The following is an 18,005-nucleotide window of genomic DNA, read 5'->3' on the forward strand; positions in this document are numbered from 1 at the left end:
CGGTTGTGTTGTTGTGCCGCAAAGATAGTTAGATTTTTTAGATTGTTGGATTTTTAGATTGTTAGATTGTTAGACTTCTTAGATTTTTAGACTTTGAAACTCTGCTACTTTTAAACTTTACAACTAATTCGCAACAATTTCAATTTCCACTCTTCTATTTCCGGCGCGTTCTTCTTCTGTTTTTTCTGGAATTGTGTAGATCGGTTGCGTTACTCCAAAACCTTTAAAAGTCACTCTTTCATCCGCGATTCCGTTATATTCTAAGAATTTTGCAATGGCTTTCGCCCGTTTTGTGGAAAGGTCTTGTTTGTCATTTGTCATACAGCAAATGTGGCCTTGAACATCAATTTTCAACTGTGGATTTTGCTTCATTACTTCCAGCAATTCATACATTTTTGATCTGGAATCTGGCGTAATCGCAAAAGTATTTAACTGAAAATTTAAGTTTTCTAATTTGATTTTTTCGCCTGGTTTTGCCACCGTAATTTTTTCCATAAAAGCCACATCAAACTTTAATTCTGTGGAAGTTCCGTTTGGATTATTAACTGAAATTGATGATGGATATTTTGGCATTTTCTTTGGCTTTGCCACGACCACTTCTTTCTTGATTCCAAGGATCTCGTCTTCTCTTGGCAAATCTTTCTCCAGCAAATAATAGATCGTAACTTTTCTATTTTCGGCTTTAACTTTTGAGTGTTTGTGCCTTTCTCCGAAGCTTCTAGTTTTAAAATCTTCTCTAATTTTTACTTTATTTTTGACCAAATTAAAAATCTGGTTTACCCGTTTTTGTGCCAAAGTATCATTAAAACCTGAAGTTCCGTCTTCATCAGTGTAGCCGTTTATAGCCACGATTTTCACTTCTTTATTGGAATTTATCCAAGCTTCTAATTTTGTGTTTTCGGTCTTTTTTAAGTCAAATTTATTGCTGTCAAAATACACCGAAAACTCTTCCTGTGCTTGAAGAAACATCGGAAAAAGCAAAAATAGAATATAATAAATCTTGGTTTTCATAAAATAGACTTTAGATTAAAACGAAGTAACGATTTAATTATTACAAAAAAAAGTCTCTCAAAATGTTTAATTATTTTCCAGAATCATAATTTCTACACGTCTATTTTCATTTTTCTCAAATTCATTTTTTTCTGGAATTGGATAAATTGGCGATGAACTTCCAAAACTCGTGTAGCGCAACCTATTTTCACTGATTCCGTTTTCAATTAAAAGACGGTAAATTGCTTTTGCCCGAACGTTTGCAATGTCATCTAAATCAGAATCAGTTTGGCAACAAATATGACCTTGAATTTCAATTTTTAACTTTGAATTGTCTTTCATCACTTGCAAAAGCTCTTGAAAAACTGGTTTTGAATTTGGCACAATCGCTCCCGATTGGTCATAAAAATTGAGATTTTTAAGTTTTAGCTTCTCGCCAATCTTTAGTTTTTTAATATTAGTTGCCATCTGCGTTTCTTCCACTTTTGCCTTTTCGGTAACTATTTTTTTTTCAATTGTTGAATAAAAAATTATCGCTTTACGATTTTTAGCTTGATCTGAAGACTGATTGAAATTTTCTCCGAAGCCTTTAAAATCAGAGCTTTGGGATAATTTCAACCCTTTTTGTGCCAAAATATCTTTGACGTAATCAATTCGCTTCAATGACAAATTATAATTGTATCCTTCAGAGCCAATTGCATCACAATAGCCATAAATTTTGAAAATTGAAGCTTGCGGATTTTCGGAAATCCATTTATCAAGTTTCTCTAAAGAATTTACATTTGGCGTTGAGCTATCGAAGTCAAAATATACCGAAAATTCTTTTTTCTGAGAGTAACTGAAAATTGGCGTAAATAGCAAGATGAACCAAGTAATTTTTTTGATCACGTTTTCTGTTTTTTATACAACGTGATTGTCTTTAAATTATTACAAAAAAATGAGACAGGCAAAGCTGTCTCATTTTAATGGTCAATATGCTTGGAAAGATTAGAATTTTTGGGGAAAAAGAATGATAGAAAAAACTAACATTTATCGTTGATCAAAATTCTACAAGCAAATTAAAATATCTATTTACTGTGGCGTAAATAAATAGTAACGGGCATTAAATATAATGGGGAAATCAATTTTACATCAAGCAGGTTGATTAAAAATACTATTTAAATACTTAAAAATCATGACATTTAAATTTATCGAATAACTGCGTTTTTATAGAACAGTAGCGTTTCTATTCCCAGTCTGGCATTGTGGCGTTTGTGAACAATGTAATTCTAGAATCCAACTCGCCTATGGTGTATTTTTGAATCACTCTCACGCTCATAAAATCGTTAGAGGTATTTGTGAATAGCAGCTCTGATTCGTTTGGCGAATATCGAACGTCAATATCTACAGTTCCTGCAGGCCGTTCCACATTAAACTGAGTCGTTGTCCCGGAAGTAATTGAATGTTCAAAAATTCTGGTATCGAGTTGTCTGTAATCTGGGTTTTCAAAACCTGAAACATCTCTCGTAAAGATCAATTTTTGACCTGTCACGGAGAAATTTAGCCCTCCAATAGCGCCATTTGTTCCTGAAATTACTTGATGCTGAATAGCTCCGTCCATCCCAATGATGTAAATTTCAGCTCCATATCCATTGACGTTGTTAACTTTTAGTGCGACTTTTGTGCCGTCATAACTCCAGTCAATTTCAGAAATTAATTTTCCGTTTGGCGTTTGGAAAACCTGTGTTTGGCCGCTTCCGTCAATATTAATCCGATATAATTTGTCAAAATTTGCAAACAAGATCTGACTTCCGGAGTTATTCCAACAAAAACCTAGATATTCTGGATTAAATCCAGCTATAGGAACTGTACTTGTCACTTTAAAAACGGCCGATCCATCGGGGTTCATCGTATAAATGTGGTTTTGGGAACCATTTGAGCGAATAAATGCAATTTTATTTGATTGCGTATTTTTTCTAGGTCGCCAACTATTTGTTTCTGAACTTGTTAACTGAACTTGATTTCCAGATTCATCACCTGCGTAAATTACATTATTGTCGCTTAACTTTTTAACAAATAAAAATCGAGTAATTGGAAAAAATGTAGTGGTAAATGACCGGACTTGGCTTAAAACAGGGGGATTTATTCCGTCGTTTGAAGCGACTTGCCAGAAATATTTTGTTCCAAATTGCAAATTTTCAAGAGTTAAGGATTTCTCTTCTAGGTCGGAATAAATTACAACTTCATCATTGGCGTCATTTCGAAGTGTAACCTCAAAAGTAAGCGAATCATTGTCAATATCGGTCGCTGTCCATGAAAGATCCACTTGAAGATTTTGGCCTGTTGAATTATCTTCTGGCAGAACTAAAACAGGTGTCTCTGGAGCACGATTATTGGTCGTGGATAATTTAATTTCAAAAACTACGGTTGTGTTTGTGCCTTCTGTTACAGTAACTGACTCAAATTTTGTGATATAATTTTCTTTTTGCGCTTGAAATGAGTATTGTCCAGTGGGAACATTTGGAATGGTAAAATTTCCATTTTCATCTGTAAAAATTGTACTTGATGACGGATTTGAAAAGATTTTTACATTTGCCATGGGCTCAAAACTGTTTTCTGCCACTACTCGACCAGAAACCGATCCATATTGTAATCCTTCTACTTTTTCTTCACTGCAACCAAGTAAGGCAATTAAAAAAAGAAAGCTAAATTTAAGATATATATTTTTCATGATGTGACGTTATTTTTGCGTTGGCAATGATTGGTTCAACATATTTTCCTCGATGATGTATTTTTCATACACTTTTTCCTTTTTCTTAGGAAAGTAATAAGTCAGTCCTAAGCCAAGTCTGTAATAATAATCATTTCTGATGCCGCTTTCGATATAATCAATTTTATCGCTAAAATTTAAATTGTGCTCGCCATAAATTTTTAATCCAAGCTTGTCCGTTATTAAATATTCTAAACCAAGCCCATATTGAACCTTGACATGCTCGTTTTCAAAAAGGCGATTTGCACCAAAACCGCCGCCAGCAAATATGAAAGGACTCAGCTTATCTTTTGGTAAAAACGTAAATTCTGCGTTTAAGTCGAACGTAAAATATCCCACGTCCAATTGATTCTTATTTGCCAAGTTAATTACATTTGTGGAAGCGCTTAAATTAAACGCTGGAGTAAAAAAATATTTTATAGCGCCACGTCCCATTGGTCTTGCGAGTGGATTTGCGTAATCTCCATCAATCAATGCGGCGCCACCCGAGATTTCCATGGCAAAATTTGTCCTTTTATTGGTTAATGTTCTACCATACACTCCAGAACTTGCTGCTTCTTCTTTTTCTGAATCATAGTTTGCGATGAGCGCGTCTACTTCTTCTTTTGGAGCGTCTGGAATCCACACTTTATCTTTAATTCCTTCGATAATTAAAGATTCCACTGCTTTTTCAATTGCTTCTGTAACAGCTAAATGTACTGGTTCATTTGTTGTATATCCGGTTTCAATTTCTAGAAGGCGTTTGAATTTTACATATCTAAAAAAACTTTGATCAATGCCTTGTGATAAGATAGTTTTTGATACATAAACAGATTTTAAAATTTTTCCGGTGGAAGTTGAAATCATCCGAAGGTATATTGTGACTCTGTCTTGTCTGTATTTTACTGAGCCTCCAGCGCCAAAATATCGGGCGCCAAACCCACCGGTGATAATATTAGAATCATAAGAAACAATTCCTCCTTCTAATAAAACACCTGCGTATAACAAGGGAGTTAATTGAGGTTCATTTGGGTTTGAATTTTTAGTATATTCTTGTCTTGTGGAACGAATTAAGTTTCTTTCTTGCAAAAGATTTCCGATGTTCTCGCGTTCAATTGGCACAAACCACTTTGAATCTTCAAGTGCTTTAATTAATATGGATGTGGCTCCTTGAGTAACGGCGGTACTAAATGTACTTCCCACTTCTGATGCTTTATATTGACCTGTTTGATCTCTGAACTTGTAAATTCCAACCACCACTTGGTCTTTTGGTTTTGGAAGATTTCGCAAGAGTGATGTAGCTGGAGTTCCTTCTCCAATAATTGCTTTTTCAATTCCGGTTGGCTGGTTATAATAAGCACCGCAACTTGATAGCAAAAAAGCTAAGAATACTACACTGTAGTTAAAAGATCGCATGTTAATTTGGTATTATGACTTGGGTTTGTTCTCCAGTATTGGTATCTAAAATACTAATGGTCAGACCAGAGCTTGATGGATAAACTTCAATGGAAAGGCTACCAAAAGTGTAACTTCCTTCTGAGATTCCTTCACCAAATTGCTGTGTGAACAGTTGTCTGGAAACCTGGTTTAGCAATTGTGTATTGAGATTTTCTGTGAATTGTTCTAATTCTGATAGCTCTTCCTTTACTGGTGCGTCATCTTTTAACTTATTTTGAGATTCTGCAGAACTTAAAAGCCATTGATAATTAAAGGTGTCGCCTCCAAAATTAGGGTTTCGAGGTTTGTACACCAAGTCTTGCGCATTTGCTGAAAGGGTCAGCAACAATGCGACTGTGGAGAGTTGATATTTCATGATTGTGATTATTGATTAATACTGGGTGATAAATTTGCTTTGCTTTTCTTGATTTTTTAAATACAGAATTGTTTCATAAAGAGATTCTTTTGCCATATAGCGCAAAAATTCTTCATCTGGTCTCGCTAAAAATTCGAAGACCACTGCATTATCAATCGTTATTATTATTTTTGTATTTCTTGCAAAACTTAATTCTTCACTGACAGTAATAATCTTTTTAGCATTGATATTCTTGTCACTATATTCATAAAAATATAGATCATAGAAATCCTTGCCAACTTTGGTCTTTGTATCGTTTGTCACGATACCAGCCGTTTCAATGCCGTCAACAGGAATTATGATTACCTCATCTTTTTTTTTTTCGTCACCACCAATAACCACTCTGTCTTTTCCGATAAGTTGTTTTTCTTCATCATAAAACAAGAGAAGAATTGTGATCTGGTCGTTTTCACCTAAATTAATTTGGGTGGTTGACAAATTTTTGATTTCGGTTGGCTCTAAAGTAAAAAGCCCTTCCTGTGCATTATTAGATTGATTATTCTTGTTTTTTTTAATTACTGATAATTTATATGAAAGGCTTTGTACCACATCAGATAAATTTTCTGCGGTGCCAGTAACCTTAATATTACCCTCAATATTTTCTACGACTATCTTTGCTTTCACTTCTGTATTCGATTTTTGACCAAAAGCAGAAGGCAGGTAAATTAGCGTTAAAGCGATATATTGAAGTATTTTATACATTATTATTGATTTAATATGATTACCGAAGCGCCGTTACCAGACTGTGTGACTGTCATATCCTTTGAAATAGAATTGGTTCCGATGTTTGTAATATTTTGATTTTCACCATTTTGAATCATCTGTTGGTTTACATCGTAATTGGTATAATATGTAAAATCAGAAATTGAATTATTTGTTCCTTGTTGCAGTATTTCTTGTTTTATTGAATTTGCATTTTTCAATAATTCCGCATCATTACTATCACCAAATTGATTGATATTAAGGCTAATATTTTCAGATTTTAAAGTGGCGGTGATATTGTTATAATCTCCAATTTGCTGAATTAAAACACCTGTATTCAAGGAAACTCTACTCGACTGCGATGTTGCAGGTGCCATATTTGAAACTAAATTCAAAGCGTTTGCCTTTGAATCAAACACAGAAGAACTGTATTGATCAAAACCAGGATTTTCTCCTTCCTCCTGCGAAAAAGCAGTCTGAAAAAAGAAAGAGGTTATAACGGCCATTTTTAAAAAAAGTGGTTTCATGATAATTCATTTTTAAAAATTAAAAAATGAGGCAACGTGATGTCGCCCCATTTTTTCTTAACCTGAAATTAGTTTGATTGGTTAACCGTAGACATGTTACTGTTACCCATTTGAGTTACATTACTTACGTGAGTTTGACCATATTGATCAGTTCTAGCTTGGTTCATATCACCTGTTTGGTAGATGTTAGATGCATTTGAGTTCCCATATTGACGAGATCTTGCATAGTTATCATCTCCAGATTGATCGTGAATTGACGTATTGCTGTTTCCTTCTTGTCTTTGTCTAGACTCATTGCTGTCTCCATTTTGTGCAGCATAAGCGTTGTTAGAATTTCCAATTTGAGTTTGAAACGCTTCACTGTTTTCAGTGTCAGGAGAACCGATTCCTTGGTCAATTGTAGCAACGTTGCTATTACCAGTTTGGATTTGTGAAGCATCATTATCTCCACCAGGATTTGAATCATTTTGATACACTAGACCATAGTTTGAGTTACCTGTTTGTGTTTGAACAGAATAATTTCCTGATTCGCCTTGGTAAGCATACGCTTGATTTGAATTTCCAACTTGCGTTTGATAAGCATCATTGTCCATACCAATTTGAGAGATGTAAGCATTATTTGAGCTTCCATCTTGCATTTGATCTGCAAAGTTATCATCACCTAATTGAGAAATAAAAGCGGTGTTTCCTAATGAACCGTTTGGTCCAGAATTTTGATCTTGGTCAGCAAAGTTCCCGTCTCCAGTTTGAACAATTGTTGCAAGGTTATTGTCAAATCGTTGTTTTTGAATTGAGGTATTATCATTTCCAGTTTGTGTAGACGATGCTATGTTCATCTGTGCTTGTCCAGTCCCTTGGTCAACGGTTGCATCGTTATCATCTCCTGTTTGAATAACATCAGAAACGTTTTCATCTCCTGCTTGCTTCACATCGGCAGCATTTCCGCTACCATCTTGTTTCACATAAGAGTCATTTAATTCTCCGCTAAGTGCACTTACAAGACCTGACTGATTTACAACAGAAGTATTTAAACTTCCATCCTGATCAACATCTGACATGTTTGAAGTACCACTTTGTGTCACCGAACTGTTGTTTGTTTGAGCGAACGCTACTCCCGTAGCTAGCATAAATGCTACGCTTAAAATCACTTTTTTCATAATAAAAATATTTAATTGGTTATAATTACAATTTAATACTTGGGGCGAAAAAAGTCTTAAGAGGAAAATTACTATAAATCAATATAGCCAAAACAACATTTTATGTAGCTTTTTGTGTTTTTTGGAGATAGCAAGAGTGGTATTTTGCTTTTTCAAAGGTATTTCTTTTTTTCAATAAAAAAAGTCGACTTCAAAGAAAAATGTTGATTTTCGCTAAATTTTCTACGAATTGTATAAAAAATCGGATGAAGTGCACAAAACTTAATCCTTTACACTATTACGTTTTCGGGGATTTAACGGTCAAGTTACATCTCCTTAATACTATCGAAGATTTCGGCTTTAAACTAATAGGAAAATAACTACCTAAATATAATAAATATTATCAAATTTGACCAAAATCAAAAAAGCCCGCTAAATCAGCAGGCTTTTTCTTTGTTGTGGTAGTTTAGTAGATCTATTATTTAGTAAACAATAATTCTCGGTATTTAGTTAGTGTCCAGATTTCGTCGTCAACTAAAAGCTCTAACTTATCGCAGTGCTCTCTGATGATTTCAAAATATGGTTTCACATTATCACAATAAGCGACAGCCATTTCTTCTGAATTAGAAAGGTTGTTTGCTTTTTTGCGTTCTTCAGTCATTTCTTCCACTTTTGAAGTTATGCCTTCAATGTGTCCAGAAATTTCTCTGATTAATGAAATTTGCTCTTTTGCAATCGTTTCATATTCGCTTCCAAAGATGTCTTTTAAACCTTTTACGTTTTCGATCAAAAGATTTTGGTAACGAATTGCCGTTGGAACAACGTGGTTTCTTGCAATATCTCCAAGAACCCTTCCTTCTATTTGGATTTTCTTAGTGTATTCTTCCAGTTCGATTTCATAACGCGCTTCCACTTCCACGTGGTTCATTACTTTCAATTCAGAAAACAAAGCGATTGCTTTTTCAGAAACTTTTGCTTTCAACGCCTTTGGAGTCGTTTTGTGATTGCTCAAGCCTCTTTTTCCTGCTTCGATTTCCCAAGCTTCGCTATATCCGTCTCCTTCAAAAAGGATGTTTTTTGTCTCCTTAATATATTCTCTCAATACGTTGAAGATCGCATCGTCCTTCTTCATATCTTTTTCTTCGATCAAAGCATCAACAGATTTCTTAAAATCAATCAATTGTTTTGCAACGATTGAATTTAAAGTTGTCATTGCGTTTGCGCAGTTTGCAGTTGAACCCACAGCTCTAAACTCAAATTTGTTTCCGGTGAAAGCAAATGGTGACGTTCTATTTCTATCTGTGTTGTCTAATAAAACGTCTGGAATTTTTCCAACTACGTTCAATTTAAGATCTGTTTTTTCTTCTGGAGAAAGTTTTCCGGCAGAAACACCTTCTAATTCAGCTAAAACTTTTGTCAATTGCTGACCGATAAATACCGAAATAATTGCTGGTGGTGCTTCATTTGCTCCAAGACGGTGGTCGTTACTTGCTGTTGCAATCGCCGCTCTCATTAATTCTTCATAAGTATCAACGGCTTTAATTGTGTTGATGAAGAACGTCAAGAATTGCAAGTTGCTCATTGGCGTTTTTCCAGGTCCAAGTAAGTTTACACCAGTATCAGTCGCTAAAGACCAGTTATTATGTTTTCCAGAACCGTTTACTCCTTTAAATGGTTTTTCATGAAATAACACCTTAAAATCGTGACGTTCAGCCACTTTTTGCATTACATCCATCAATAAAGAGTTGTGATCCACTGCCAAGTTTGTCTCTTCAAAAATTGGAGCCAACTCAAATTGGTTTGGTGCAACTTCATTGTGACGCGTCTTAACCGGAATTCCCAAAAGCATACACTCATATTCTAATTCTCTCATATAAGAAAGAACTCTTGTTGGGATTGAACCAAAATAATGGTCGTCTAATTGTTGTCCTTTTGCAGAAGTATGTCCTAATAATGTTCTTCCCGTCATCAAAATGTCAGGTCTTGAATTAGCCAAAGCCGAATCAATCAAGAAATATTCTTGTTCCCAACCTAAGGTTGCTGTAACTTTCTTTACGTTTTTGTCGAAATAACGACAAACAGAAGACGCAGCGTCATCAACAGCAGAAAGCGCTCTTAATAAAGGCGTTTTATAATCTAAAGCTTCACCTGTGTAAGAGATAAAAACCGTTGGAATACATAATGTTGTTCCGAAGATAAATGCTGGAGATGTTGGATCCCAAGCCGTGTAACCTCTCGCTTCAAAGGTATTTCTAATTCCACCATTTGGGAAAGAAGAAGCATCTGGCTCTTGTTGAACCAATTGACCTCCGCCAAATTTCTCAACAGGATCGCTTCCGTCATAAGACGTTTCAAAAAACGCATCATGCTTTTCAGCAGTTGTTCCTGTTAAAGGCTGAAACCAGTGTGTATAATGTGTAACTCCTTTTGATAATGCCCACTCTTTCATTCCAAGAGCTATATAATCTGCAAGTTTTCTATCAATTTTTTTACCGTGCTGGATGGCATCCTTTACACCTTGATAAGCATCTTGAGTCAAAAACTGACGCATTGCTTTGTCATTAAATACATTACTGCCAAAAATTGCAGATTTTCTCTCCAATTCCTCAAATTTTACAGGCTTTCTACCTGCAGTTTGTGCTAATGCTTGAAAACGAAATGTTGACATATAAAAGATTTTAGAATAAGAATTCAATTATTTTGATGCAAAGATATAAAATATATTATTTCAAAATCATTATACCCCATATTTTTTAGGGGTACATTTTAATAATAATTCATTTAACAAATTTAAACCCTTGCCTATTTGACCAAATTCGCAATTTTATACATTTTTTGATGTTTTTGAACGAATTTTTGTTCCAAATTAATCCTATAACGAAATATTCAAATTGTATAATATGCATCTGTGAGAGGATAACTACTTTTATTTTTATTAAAAAACCAATGATTTGTTAATTGTGTTAAACATAATATAAGACAAAAACACCATCGTTGCTTTATGCGTAATTTTAGATAAAACATTTAATAACCCACAATATTAGTATTATGAGCAATAAAAAATTAATCTTAGGTGTTGCAGCCGGAGTTGCAGCTTTAGCAGTAGTAAGTTTATTAGTAGCCAAAAAGAAAAAATCAAAAAGAGCCCAACTTTCTGAAGCTGCGCAAGATGCAAAAGACAATTTCAAAAGCAAATTGAACGAATTGCAAAGAAAAGCAAAAAGAGAATTCAATAACACTCTTGAAGACGGAGAAAAACTGGCCAACAAAGCTAAAGACAGAGCTAACGAATGGGTTAACAAAGCCACTTCTTAATGTCATTGGGATTTTGAAGTAATAATAAGGAATAGAATGAATTGATAAATTGACAGAAAATGAAAAAGAATAACCAAACCACAAACGCAAATTCGCTGAATTTAAACTCCACAACAAGTGTATTTCCATCAAGGATTAATTCCACATTTTCTGACGAAGATTCTTTGCCAGAAATTTTATTCATAACTTCTTTTCCCCCGAGAGAATGCGGTATCGCCACTTATTCTCAAGATTTGATGAAAGCGTTAAACAATCAATTTGTAAGTTCTTTCAAGTTGACCGTTTGCGCTATCGAAAACAATAATGAAAGACATTTGTACCAAGATGAGGAAGTAAAATATACTTTAAACACGTCTGATGTCAATTCATACGCTTCTGTAACGGATGCTATCAATAATGACGAGAACATTAAAGTGGTTGTGATGCAACACGAATTTGGTCTTTTTGCCGAAAACGTGGAAGCTTTCAATAAATTCATTACCGATATTAAAAAACCAATGTCGGTTGTTTTCCACACGGTTTTACCAAGACCAGACGAAGTTTTTAAGGCAAATGTGCAACATATTTTAGACAGAGCCGATTCATTAATTGTAATGACTGAAAATTCGTCAAACATTTTATTGGAAGATTACCGCGTTGAAAAAGAGAAAATCAGCGTGATTCCACACGGAACACACTTGGTTCCTCACACCGATAAAAATATTCTTAAAGCCAAATATGGTGTAAAAGGACGAAGAATTCTTTCTACTTTCGGATTATTGAGTTCTGGAAAAAGTATCGAAACAACATTGGATGCTTTGCCAAAAATCATCAATAAAAGTCCCGATGTTTTATTCTTGATCATCGGAAAAACGCATCCCGGAGTGGTAGTTAACGAAGGTGAAGTGTACAGAGAATCTTTGGTTAAAAAAATCCAAGAACTCGGACTTGAAAATCACGTTCAGTTCGTCAACAAATATCTTCCTTTAAATGAATTGTTAGAATATCTTCAGATGACAGATATTTATCTTTTCACATCAAAAGATCCAAATCAAGCGGTTAGCGGTACTTTTTCTTATGCGATGAGTTGCGGTTGTGCGATCGTTTCGACTCCAATTCCGCATGCGACAGAAATGGTTGCAGACGGTTGCGGTTTAACTTTTGACTTTGGAGATTCAAAAAAATTGGCTGAAGCTGTAAATCTTCTGATTTATGACATTGGTCTAAGAAAAAGCATCGTGATGAATGGCTTACATAAAATCATTCACACCGCTTGGGAAAATTCTGCCGTGGCGCACGCTGTTTTATTCCAAAAAGTTTCTGGCAATCAAATGGAATTGCATTATAGAAACCCAGAATTAAACTTGGATCACGTTAAAAAAATGACCGATGAATTTGCAATGTTTCAGTTTTCTAAGCTAAATCGTCCCGACCCAAATTCTGGCTACACTTTAGACGACAACGCCAGAGCAATGATTGCGATTTGCCAGGATTATAAATTGACAAGAGATATTGACGATTTAAAATACATAAGCACTTACTTGAATTTCTTGGCTTTTTGTCAACAAGGTGATGGGAAATTCTTAAATTATGTAGACATAAATAGAAACTTTACGCCACAAAATAACGCTGTAAATTTAGAAGATAGTTCTGGAAGAGCGATTTGGGCATTAGGGTATCTGATTTCCCTTGCGCCACTTTTACCTTCTAATTTTGTCAAAAAAGCCGAAGCGGTTTATAAAAAAGCGATGGTTCACACCGATAAAATGCACTCCACAAGAGCGATGGCATTTATAATTAAAGGTGCTTATTATTACAACAGACAAGTGAAAGACCTTGACAATCAAGCACAAATTAAGGTTTTCGCAGATCGTTTGGTTCAAATGTACAAGCACGAAGCCAAAGACGGTTGGAATTGGTTCGAAAGTTATTTGACTTACGGAAATAGCGTTTTACCAGAAGCTTTGCTTTGCGCTTACGCTGTAACAAAAGACGAAGAATACAATAAAATTGCTAAAGAATCTTTTGATTTCTTGCTTGACAACACGTTTACAAAAGACGCCATTAAAGTGATTTCAAATCGTTCTTGGTATGTAAAAGGTCAAGAAAAACAGGAATTTGGAGAACAACCAATTGATGTGGCTTATACTATTCTTGCCTTGAGAAAATTCCACGATATTTATAAAGACGAAGAATATTTGAACAAGATGGAAATCGCTTTCAACTGGTTCTTAGGAAACAATCACTTGAAACAAATCATCTACAATCCTTGTACTGGTGGCTGTTTCGACGGATTAGAAGACACACACGTCAACTTAAATCAAGGAGCAGAATCTACAGTAAGTTACTTGATGGCAAGATTAACCATTGTAAAATACTTTGGAAATGCTAATACCATTTACTTCAGAAAAAAATTAAAGGCAGCCAAATTACTTCTTTTAAAAGCATAATTATTGATTCACCAAAAAAAGCCAGACTTAAATTTCAGTCTGGCTTTTTTATTCAATCAAAGCTTTTAATGCGATTGTGAATGGTTTTAAAATATTCAAAAGCCTTTAAAAGTCGGGTTCCATACCAAGAAAACATTTCGCCGTCCACAAAAATAGTTTTTGCGTGATGCGTAAACCTACCAATTTCAAAAGCGTGTTCGTCTTTAAAAGGAAATGGTTCTGAGGATAGAAAAACAATCTCCGGGTCGCCTTGAATTCTGATTTTTTGGATAATTATTTCAGGATATCTTCCCGGGAATTTTTCTGGATTGTCGTAAATATTTTTGAAATTATTCAGCGTCAACATTTCATTGATAAAATTATCGGAACCTGCCACCATATAAGGGTCTTTCCAGATAAAATAAGCTACTTTTCTTTCAGGCTTGTCATTTATAAAATCAAGAAAATCTTTGTGTGCGAAGTTAATTTTGTCTGTCCATTTTTGAGCTTCGGTTCTGCAATTGAAGAGTTTCCCGAAATCAGAAATCATTTGCAAGCTATCTTCAATCGTAACAACATTTGTAACCCAAACCGGAGCGATTTTGCGAAGTTCTTCTACAATTTCAAGCGTATTTTCTTCTTTGTTGGCGATGATAATATCCGGCTTAAGTAATTTTATTTTTTCGTAATGGACTTTTTTGGTTCCACCGATGACTTTTTTGGTCTGTTTCAAATGATACGGATGAACGCAAAATTTAGTAATTCCGATGATTTTTTCTTCAAGACCTAAATCATAAAGTAATTCCGTTTGCGACGGAACCAAGGAAATGATTCTCTTTGGAGAATTTTCAAAAGTTAAAGTGTTTCCGATTTGGTCTTGGTAAGTTTTCATAGTTTTATTCACGGAGATTCAAATACATCGATAAAAATAGAACACAAATTTCACAAATTTACACAGATTTTCCGTTGAGAATCTGTGTAAATTTGTGAAATCTGTGTTTAANTCTCTTGCTTTTTCTGCAAAATCTTTTTCTGCCGAAGCATAAATAATTCCTCTTGACGAATTAATCAGCAGTCCAACATTTTCTGACATTCCGTATTTACAAACTTCTGAAAGACTTCCGCCTTGCGCGCCAACTCCGGGAACAAGCAAAAAACTATCCGGAATTAATTTTCTAATTTCGGTAAAATATTCGGCTTTTGTAGCACCGACAACATACATTAAGTTTTCGGAATTTTTCCAAGTTTTTGAAGTTTCAATTACTTGTTTGTACAATTCTTTCTCTCCAACGGTTTTTGTTTGGAAATCAAAAGCGCCCTCGTTTGAAGTCAACGCCAAAAGTATCGTGAATTTATTTTTTACGGCTAAAAATGGCTCGACAGAATCTTTTCCCATATAAGGAGCAACGGTTACTGAATCGAAGGCCAAATCTTCAAGGAACGCTTTTGCATACATCGACGACGTATTCCCGATATCGCCACGTTTTGCATCTGCAATCGTGAAAATTTCTGGGTGCTTTTGGTTTAAATACTTTATTGTTTTTTCTAAGGAAATCCAGCCTTTAATTCCGTAAGCTTCGTAAAAAGCGGTGTTTGGTTTGTATGCGACTGCCAAATCGTGTGTGGCGTCGATTATGGCTTTATTGAATTCAAAAATTGGGTCTTCGGTTACTAATAAATGCTGTGGAATTTTATCTAAATCCACGTCTAAGCCGATGCAAAGGAAGGAATTTTTGTTTTTAATTTCTTGTGTGAGTTGTTGTGAGGTCATTGTTGTAGTTGTTTTAACGCAAAGGTTGGAAGTTATTTCGCAAAGTTAGCAAAGTTTTACGTTTTGACGGATTATGAGATTAAGTTTCATTAGCGTTTTTTTCTCGCAAAGACGCAAAGACGCAAAAAACATAACTTGCTCATATCAGTTTGTGCATTTGCGACTTTGCGAATTTTTTTGTAATTCTAAATCACACAATCGTTCGGGTGTTTCCAAAAATGCCGAAAGTTTCTCAGATAGCCCCGATGGTGCGATTGTTTGAGCTCCTGCTTTTGCGCTAGAAAAAGCAAAGCGAGTCGCTCCAGCGGGAAATACAATTACTGAAAATGAAACGACGGTTCGCTTCAAAAAAAAATGCCAAACTATTGTCTGGCATCTTATATTGTAAAAATTTTCTGATTAGAAAACTTCGCTCGCTTCTTTCAATTTCTCCATATTATTGACCAATTGCAATTCGTCAATTAGTTTCTGGATTTTTCCGTTCATTACGCCGTCCATGTCGAAAATATCCATTCCGATTCTGTGGTCAGTTACACGGCCTTGAGAATAATTATAGGTACGGATTTTTGCAGAACGGTCGCCAGAACTTACTTGAGACGTACGTTTTGTAGCGTCTTCGGCTTGTTTTTTCGCCAATTCTTGTTCGTACAAACGAGAACGCAAAACGCCGAACGCCTTGTCTTTATTTTTGTGCTGTGATTTCTGGTCTTGACATTGCGCCACCAAACCTGTTGGGATGTGCGTCAAACGAACAGCAGATTTCGTGGTGTTAACCGACTGACCTCCAGGACCTGAAGAACAGAAAAAGTCAACGCGAACGTCATTCATATCTATCTGAACGTCAAACTCTTCGGCTTCTGGCAAAACCATAACCGTCGCCGCAGAAGTGTGAACACGACCTTGAGTTTCAGTTTGAGGAACACGTTGCACGCGGTGAACGCCCGCCTCAAATTTCAAAGTTCCGTAAACATCTTCGCCGGTAACTTCAAAAATTACCTCTTTAAAACCGCCTGAAGTTCCTTCGTTCATATCGACAACTGAGGTTTTCCAGCCTTTGCTTTCGCAATATTTGGTGTACATTCTGAACAAATCGCCTGCAAAAATACTGGCTTCGTCGCCACCGGTTCCGGCACGAACTTCGACCATTACGTTTTTAGCGTCTTCTGCATCTTTTGGAATCAACATAAACTTGATTTCTTCTTCCAATTCTGGCAATCTGTCTTTGGCTTCGTCCAATTGCATTTTTGCCATTTCGGTCATTTCTGGGTCGCTTCCGTCAGCAATAATTTCGTTTGCTTCCTCGATATTCCCCATTATTGTAACGTATTCGTCACGCTTTTCAGCCAACGCTTTCAAGTCTTTGTATTCTTTATTCAACTGAACATAACGCTTTTGGTCGGCGATAACATCAGGCTGAATAATCAAGTCTGAAATCTCGTCGAAACGCTGTTTTACTATCTGCAATCTATCTAACATCTTTTCTCTCGTTGTTTGGAGTGCAAATTTACGAAAAAGTTTTTGAATTTAGATACGTCTTTTTTGAATTGAAAAATGCTACATTCGTAGTTGCAATAACTTAACTTTTGTTTATGAAAAAATCTCTTACTTATCTGATTCCGTGTGTTTTAATTTCTGTAATTTCTTGCAAGGAAGCGCACGACGGAAAATTGCCTCCGAAGGAAATTACTTCTAAAAAATATGAAGCTGTGGAAAACGCAAATTGGCTGGTTGGTCGCTGGGAAAATAATTCGGCAGAAGGAAATTTTTCTGAATTTTGGGCCAAAATAAATGATTCAACTTTTCACGGAGAAAGCTATTTTGTAATTAAAAATGATACCGTTTTTGGAGAAAAAGTCGAATTGATGCAACGCGGGAAAGATTTTATTTATGAGGCGCGAGTTGCAAAACAAAATGATGAAAAACCTGTTCCGTTTAAATTGACGACGTCTTCTGAAACCGAAATGGTTTGGGAAAATCCGGCTCACGATTATCCGAATAAGATTGTGTATCAAAAAGTTGGAAATGATAGTTTAGTCGCAGAAATTTTTGGAACAAAAGACGGAAAAGTGAAAAGCGAGGTTTTTAAGATGAAAAAAGTTCAGTAGATTTATCCCAAACAAAAAACAAACAAAACAAATGGCACAAGTAAATCCTTATCTTACCTTTAATGGTAATTGCGAAGAAGCGTTTAATTTTTATAAATCGGTTTTTGGTGGCGAATTCGCTCACATCCAGAAATTTAAAGATATGCCTTCGGAAACACCTCTTTCTGAGGAAGTTGGAAATTTAGTAATGCACGTTGCGCTTCCGATTAGTTCCGAAACAATTTTGATGGCGAGTGACGCGAACGAAGCTTTTGGTCAAACAGCAACTTTTGGAACAAATATTTCAATTTCAATTAATACTGACAGTGAAGACGAAGCGAAAACGCTTTTCAACGACCTTTCTGCTGGTGGAAAAGTGACAATGCCTCTGGAAAAAACTTTTTGGGGCGCACTTTTTGGAATGTTTACTGATAAATTCGGGATTCACTGGATGGTCAATTACGATTATGAGCAATAAGTCTTAAAGTCGAA

The 18,005-nt window shown here is 35.4% G+C and carries 16 protein-coding genes; 4 read left to right on the forward strand and 12 right to left on the reverse strand.

The genetic code is table 11. The features are described from left to right. Nucleotides 1–123: 123 nt before the first annotated feature. The 9 genes from ACFPVY_RS14400 to ACFPVY_RS14440 form a co-directional block, all read right to left on the reverse strand. Entirely contained in the window at nt 124–1,011 is an 888-nt protein-coding gene (locus tag ACFPVY_RS14400) for an OmpA family protein (RefSeq protein ID WP_379792824.1), read from the reverse strand. A 66-nt stretch (nt 1,012–1,077) separates the two neighbouring features. Further along, entirely contained in the window at nt 1,078–1,878 is an 801-nt protein-coding gene (locus ACFPVY_RS14405; RefSeq protein ID WP_379792825.1) for an OmpA family protein, read from the reverse strand. A gap of 337 nt (nt 1,879–2,215) precedes the next feature. Next, nucleotides 2,216–3,700 carry a carboxypeptidase regulatory-like domain-containing protein gene (locus ACFPVY_RS14410; RefSeq protein WP_379792826.1) on the reverse strand — a complete coding sequence of 495 codons (1,485 nt, stop codon included), beginning with the start codon at nt 3,698–3,700 and terminating at the stop codon, nt 2,216–2,218. A 9-nt stretch (nt 3,701–3,709) separates the two neighbouring features. Continuing rightward, a complete protein-coding gene (locus tag ACFPVY_RS14415) occupies nt 3,710–5,134 on the reverse strand; it encodes a CsgG/HfaB family protein (RefSeq protein ID WP_379792827.1) in 1,425 nt (474 codons plus the stop codon). A gap of 1 nt (nt 5,135) precedes the next feature. Then, nucleotides 5,136–5,531 (reverse strand): curli production assembly/transport component CsgF, encoded by a 396-nt coding sequence (locus ACFPVY_RS14420; RefSeq protein ID WP_379792828.1) that lies wholly within the window; start codon nt 5,529–5,531, stop codon nt 5,136–5,138. A gap of 15 nt (nt 5,532–5,546) precedes the next feature. Then, nucleotides 5,547–6,272 (reverse strand): curli-like amyloid fiber formation chaperone CsgH, encoded by a 726-nt coding sequence (csgH, locus tag ACFPVY_RS14425; protein WP_379792829.1) that lies wholly within the window; start codon nt 6,270–6,272, stop codon nt 5,547–5,549. A gap of 2 nt (nt 6,273–6,274) precedes the next feature. Then, nucleotides 6,275–6,799 (reverse strand): hypothetical protein, encoded by a 525-nt coding sequence (locus tag ACFPVY_RS14430; RefSeq protein ID WP_379792830.1) that lies wholly within the window; start codon nt 6,797–6,799, stop codon nt 6,275–6,277. 68 nt (nt 6,800–6,867) lie between these two features. Then, entirely contained in the window at nt 6,868–7,926 is a 1,059-nt protein-coding gene (locus ACFPVY_RS14435; protein ID WP_379792831.1) for a hypothetical protein, read from the reverse strand. A 487-nt stretch (nt 7,927–8,413) separates the two neighbouring features. Next, on the reverse strand, nt 8,414–10,603 hold the full coding sequence (locus ACFPVY_RS14440) for a glutamine synthetase III family protein (protein ID WP_379792832.1): 2,190 nt from the start codon (nt 10,601–10,603) through the stop codon (nt 8,414–8,416). A gap of 380 nt (nt 10,604–10,983) precedes the next feature. Between ACFPVY_RS14440 and ACFPVY_RS14445 the strand changes: the two genes are divergently transcribed. Continuing rightward, the gene (locus tag ACFPVY_RS14445; protein WP_379792833.1) at nt 10,984–11,250 is read left to right on the forward strand and encodes a hypothetical protein; all 267 of its coding nucleotides are present in this window, start codon (nt 10,984–10,986) and stop codon (nt 11,248–11,250) included. Between the two features lie 59 nt (nt 11,251–11,309). Then, nucleotides 11,310–13,679 carry a glycosyltransferase gene (locus ACFPVY_RS14450; RefSeq protein WP_379792834.1) on the forward strand — a complete coding sequence of 790 codons (2,370 nt, stop codon included), beginning with the start codon at nt 11,310–11,312 and terminating at the stop codon, nt 13,677–13,679. Between the two features lie 52 nt (nt 13,680–13,731). Here the strand turns inward: ACFPVY_RS14450 and ACFPVY_RS14455 are convergent, their stop codons facing one another. The 3 genes from ACFPVY_RS14455 to prfA form a co-directional block, all read right to left on the reverse strand. Beyond that, nucleotides 13,732–14,550, reverse strand: coding sequence for an ABC transporter substrate-binding protein (locus ACFPVY_RS14455; RefSeq protein WP_379792835.1), 819 nt, complete (start codon nt 14,548–14,550; stop codon nt 13,732–13,734). A gap of 18 nt (nt 14,551–14,568) precedes the next feature. Next, nucleotides 14,569–15,429 (reverse strand): orotidine-5'-phosphate decarboxylase, encoded by an 861-nt coding sequence (gene pyrF / locus ACFPVY_RS14460; protein WP_379792836.1) that lies wholly within the window; start codon nt 15,427–15,429, stop codon nt 14,569–14,571. Between the two features lie 399 nt (nt 15,430–15,828). Continuing rightward, a complete protein-coding gene (gene prfA / locus ACFPVY_RS14465) occupies nt 15,829–16,905 on the reverse strand; it encodes a peptide chain release factor 1 (RefSeq protein WP_379792837.1) in 1,077 nt (358 codons plus the stop codon). Nucleotides 16,906–17,018: 113 nt separating this feature from the next. Here prfA and ACFPVY_RS14470 point away from each other — a divergent pair, with 113 nt between their 5' ends. Together ACFPVY_RS14470 and ACFPVY_RS14475 are read left to right on the forward strand one after the other, a co-directional pair. Continuing rightward, nucleotides 17,019–17,534, forward strand: coding sequence for a DUF6265 family protein (locus tag ACFPVY_RS14470; protein ID WP_379792838.1), 516 nt, complete (start codon nt 17,019–17,021; stop codon nt 17,532–17,534). A gap of 31 nt (nt 17,535–17,565) precedes the next feature. Next, entirely contained in the window at nt 17,566–17,991 is a 426-nt protein-coding gene (locus tag ACFPVY_RS14475; protein WP_379792839.1) for a VOC family protein, read from the forward strand. The last annotated feature ends 14 nt before the right edge of the window (nt 17,992–18,005 follow it).

The organism is Flavobacterium qiangtangense, assembly GCF_042658345.1.
Taxonomy (GTDB): Bacteria; Bacteroidota; Bacteroidia; order Flavobacteriales; family Flavobacteriaceae; genus Flavobacterium; species Flavobacterium qiangtangense.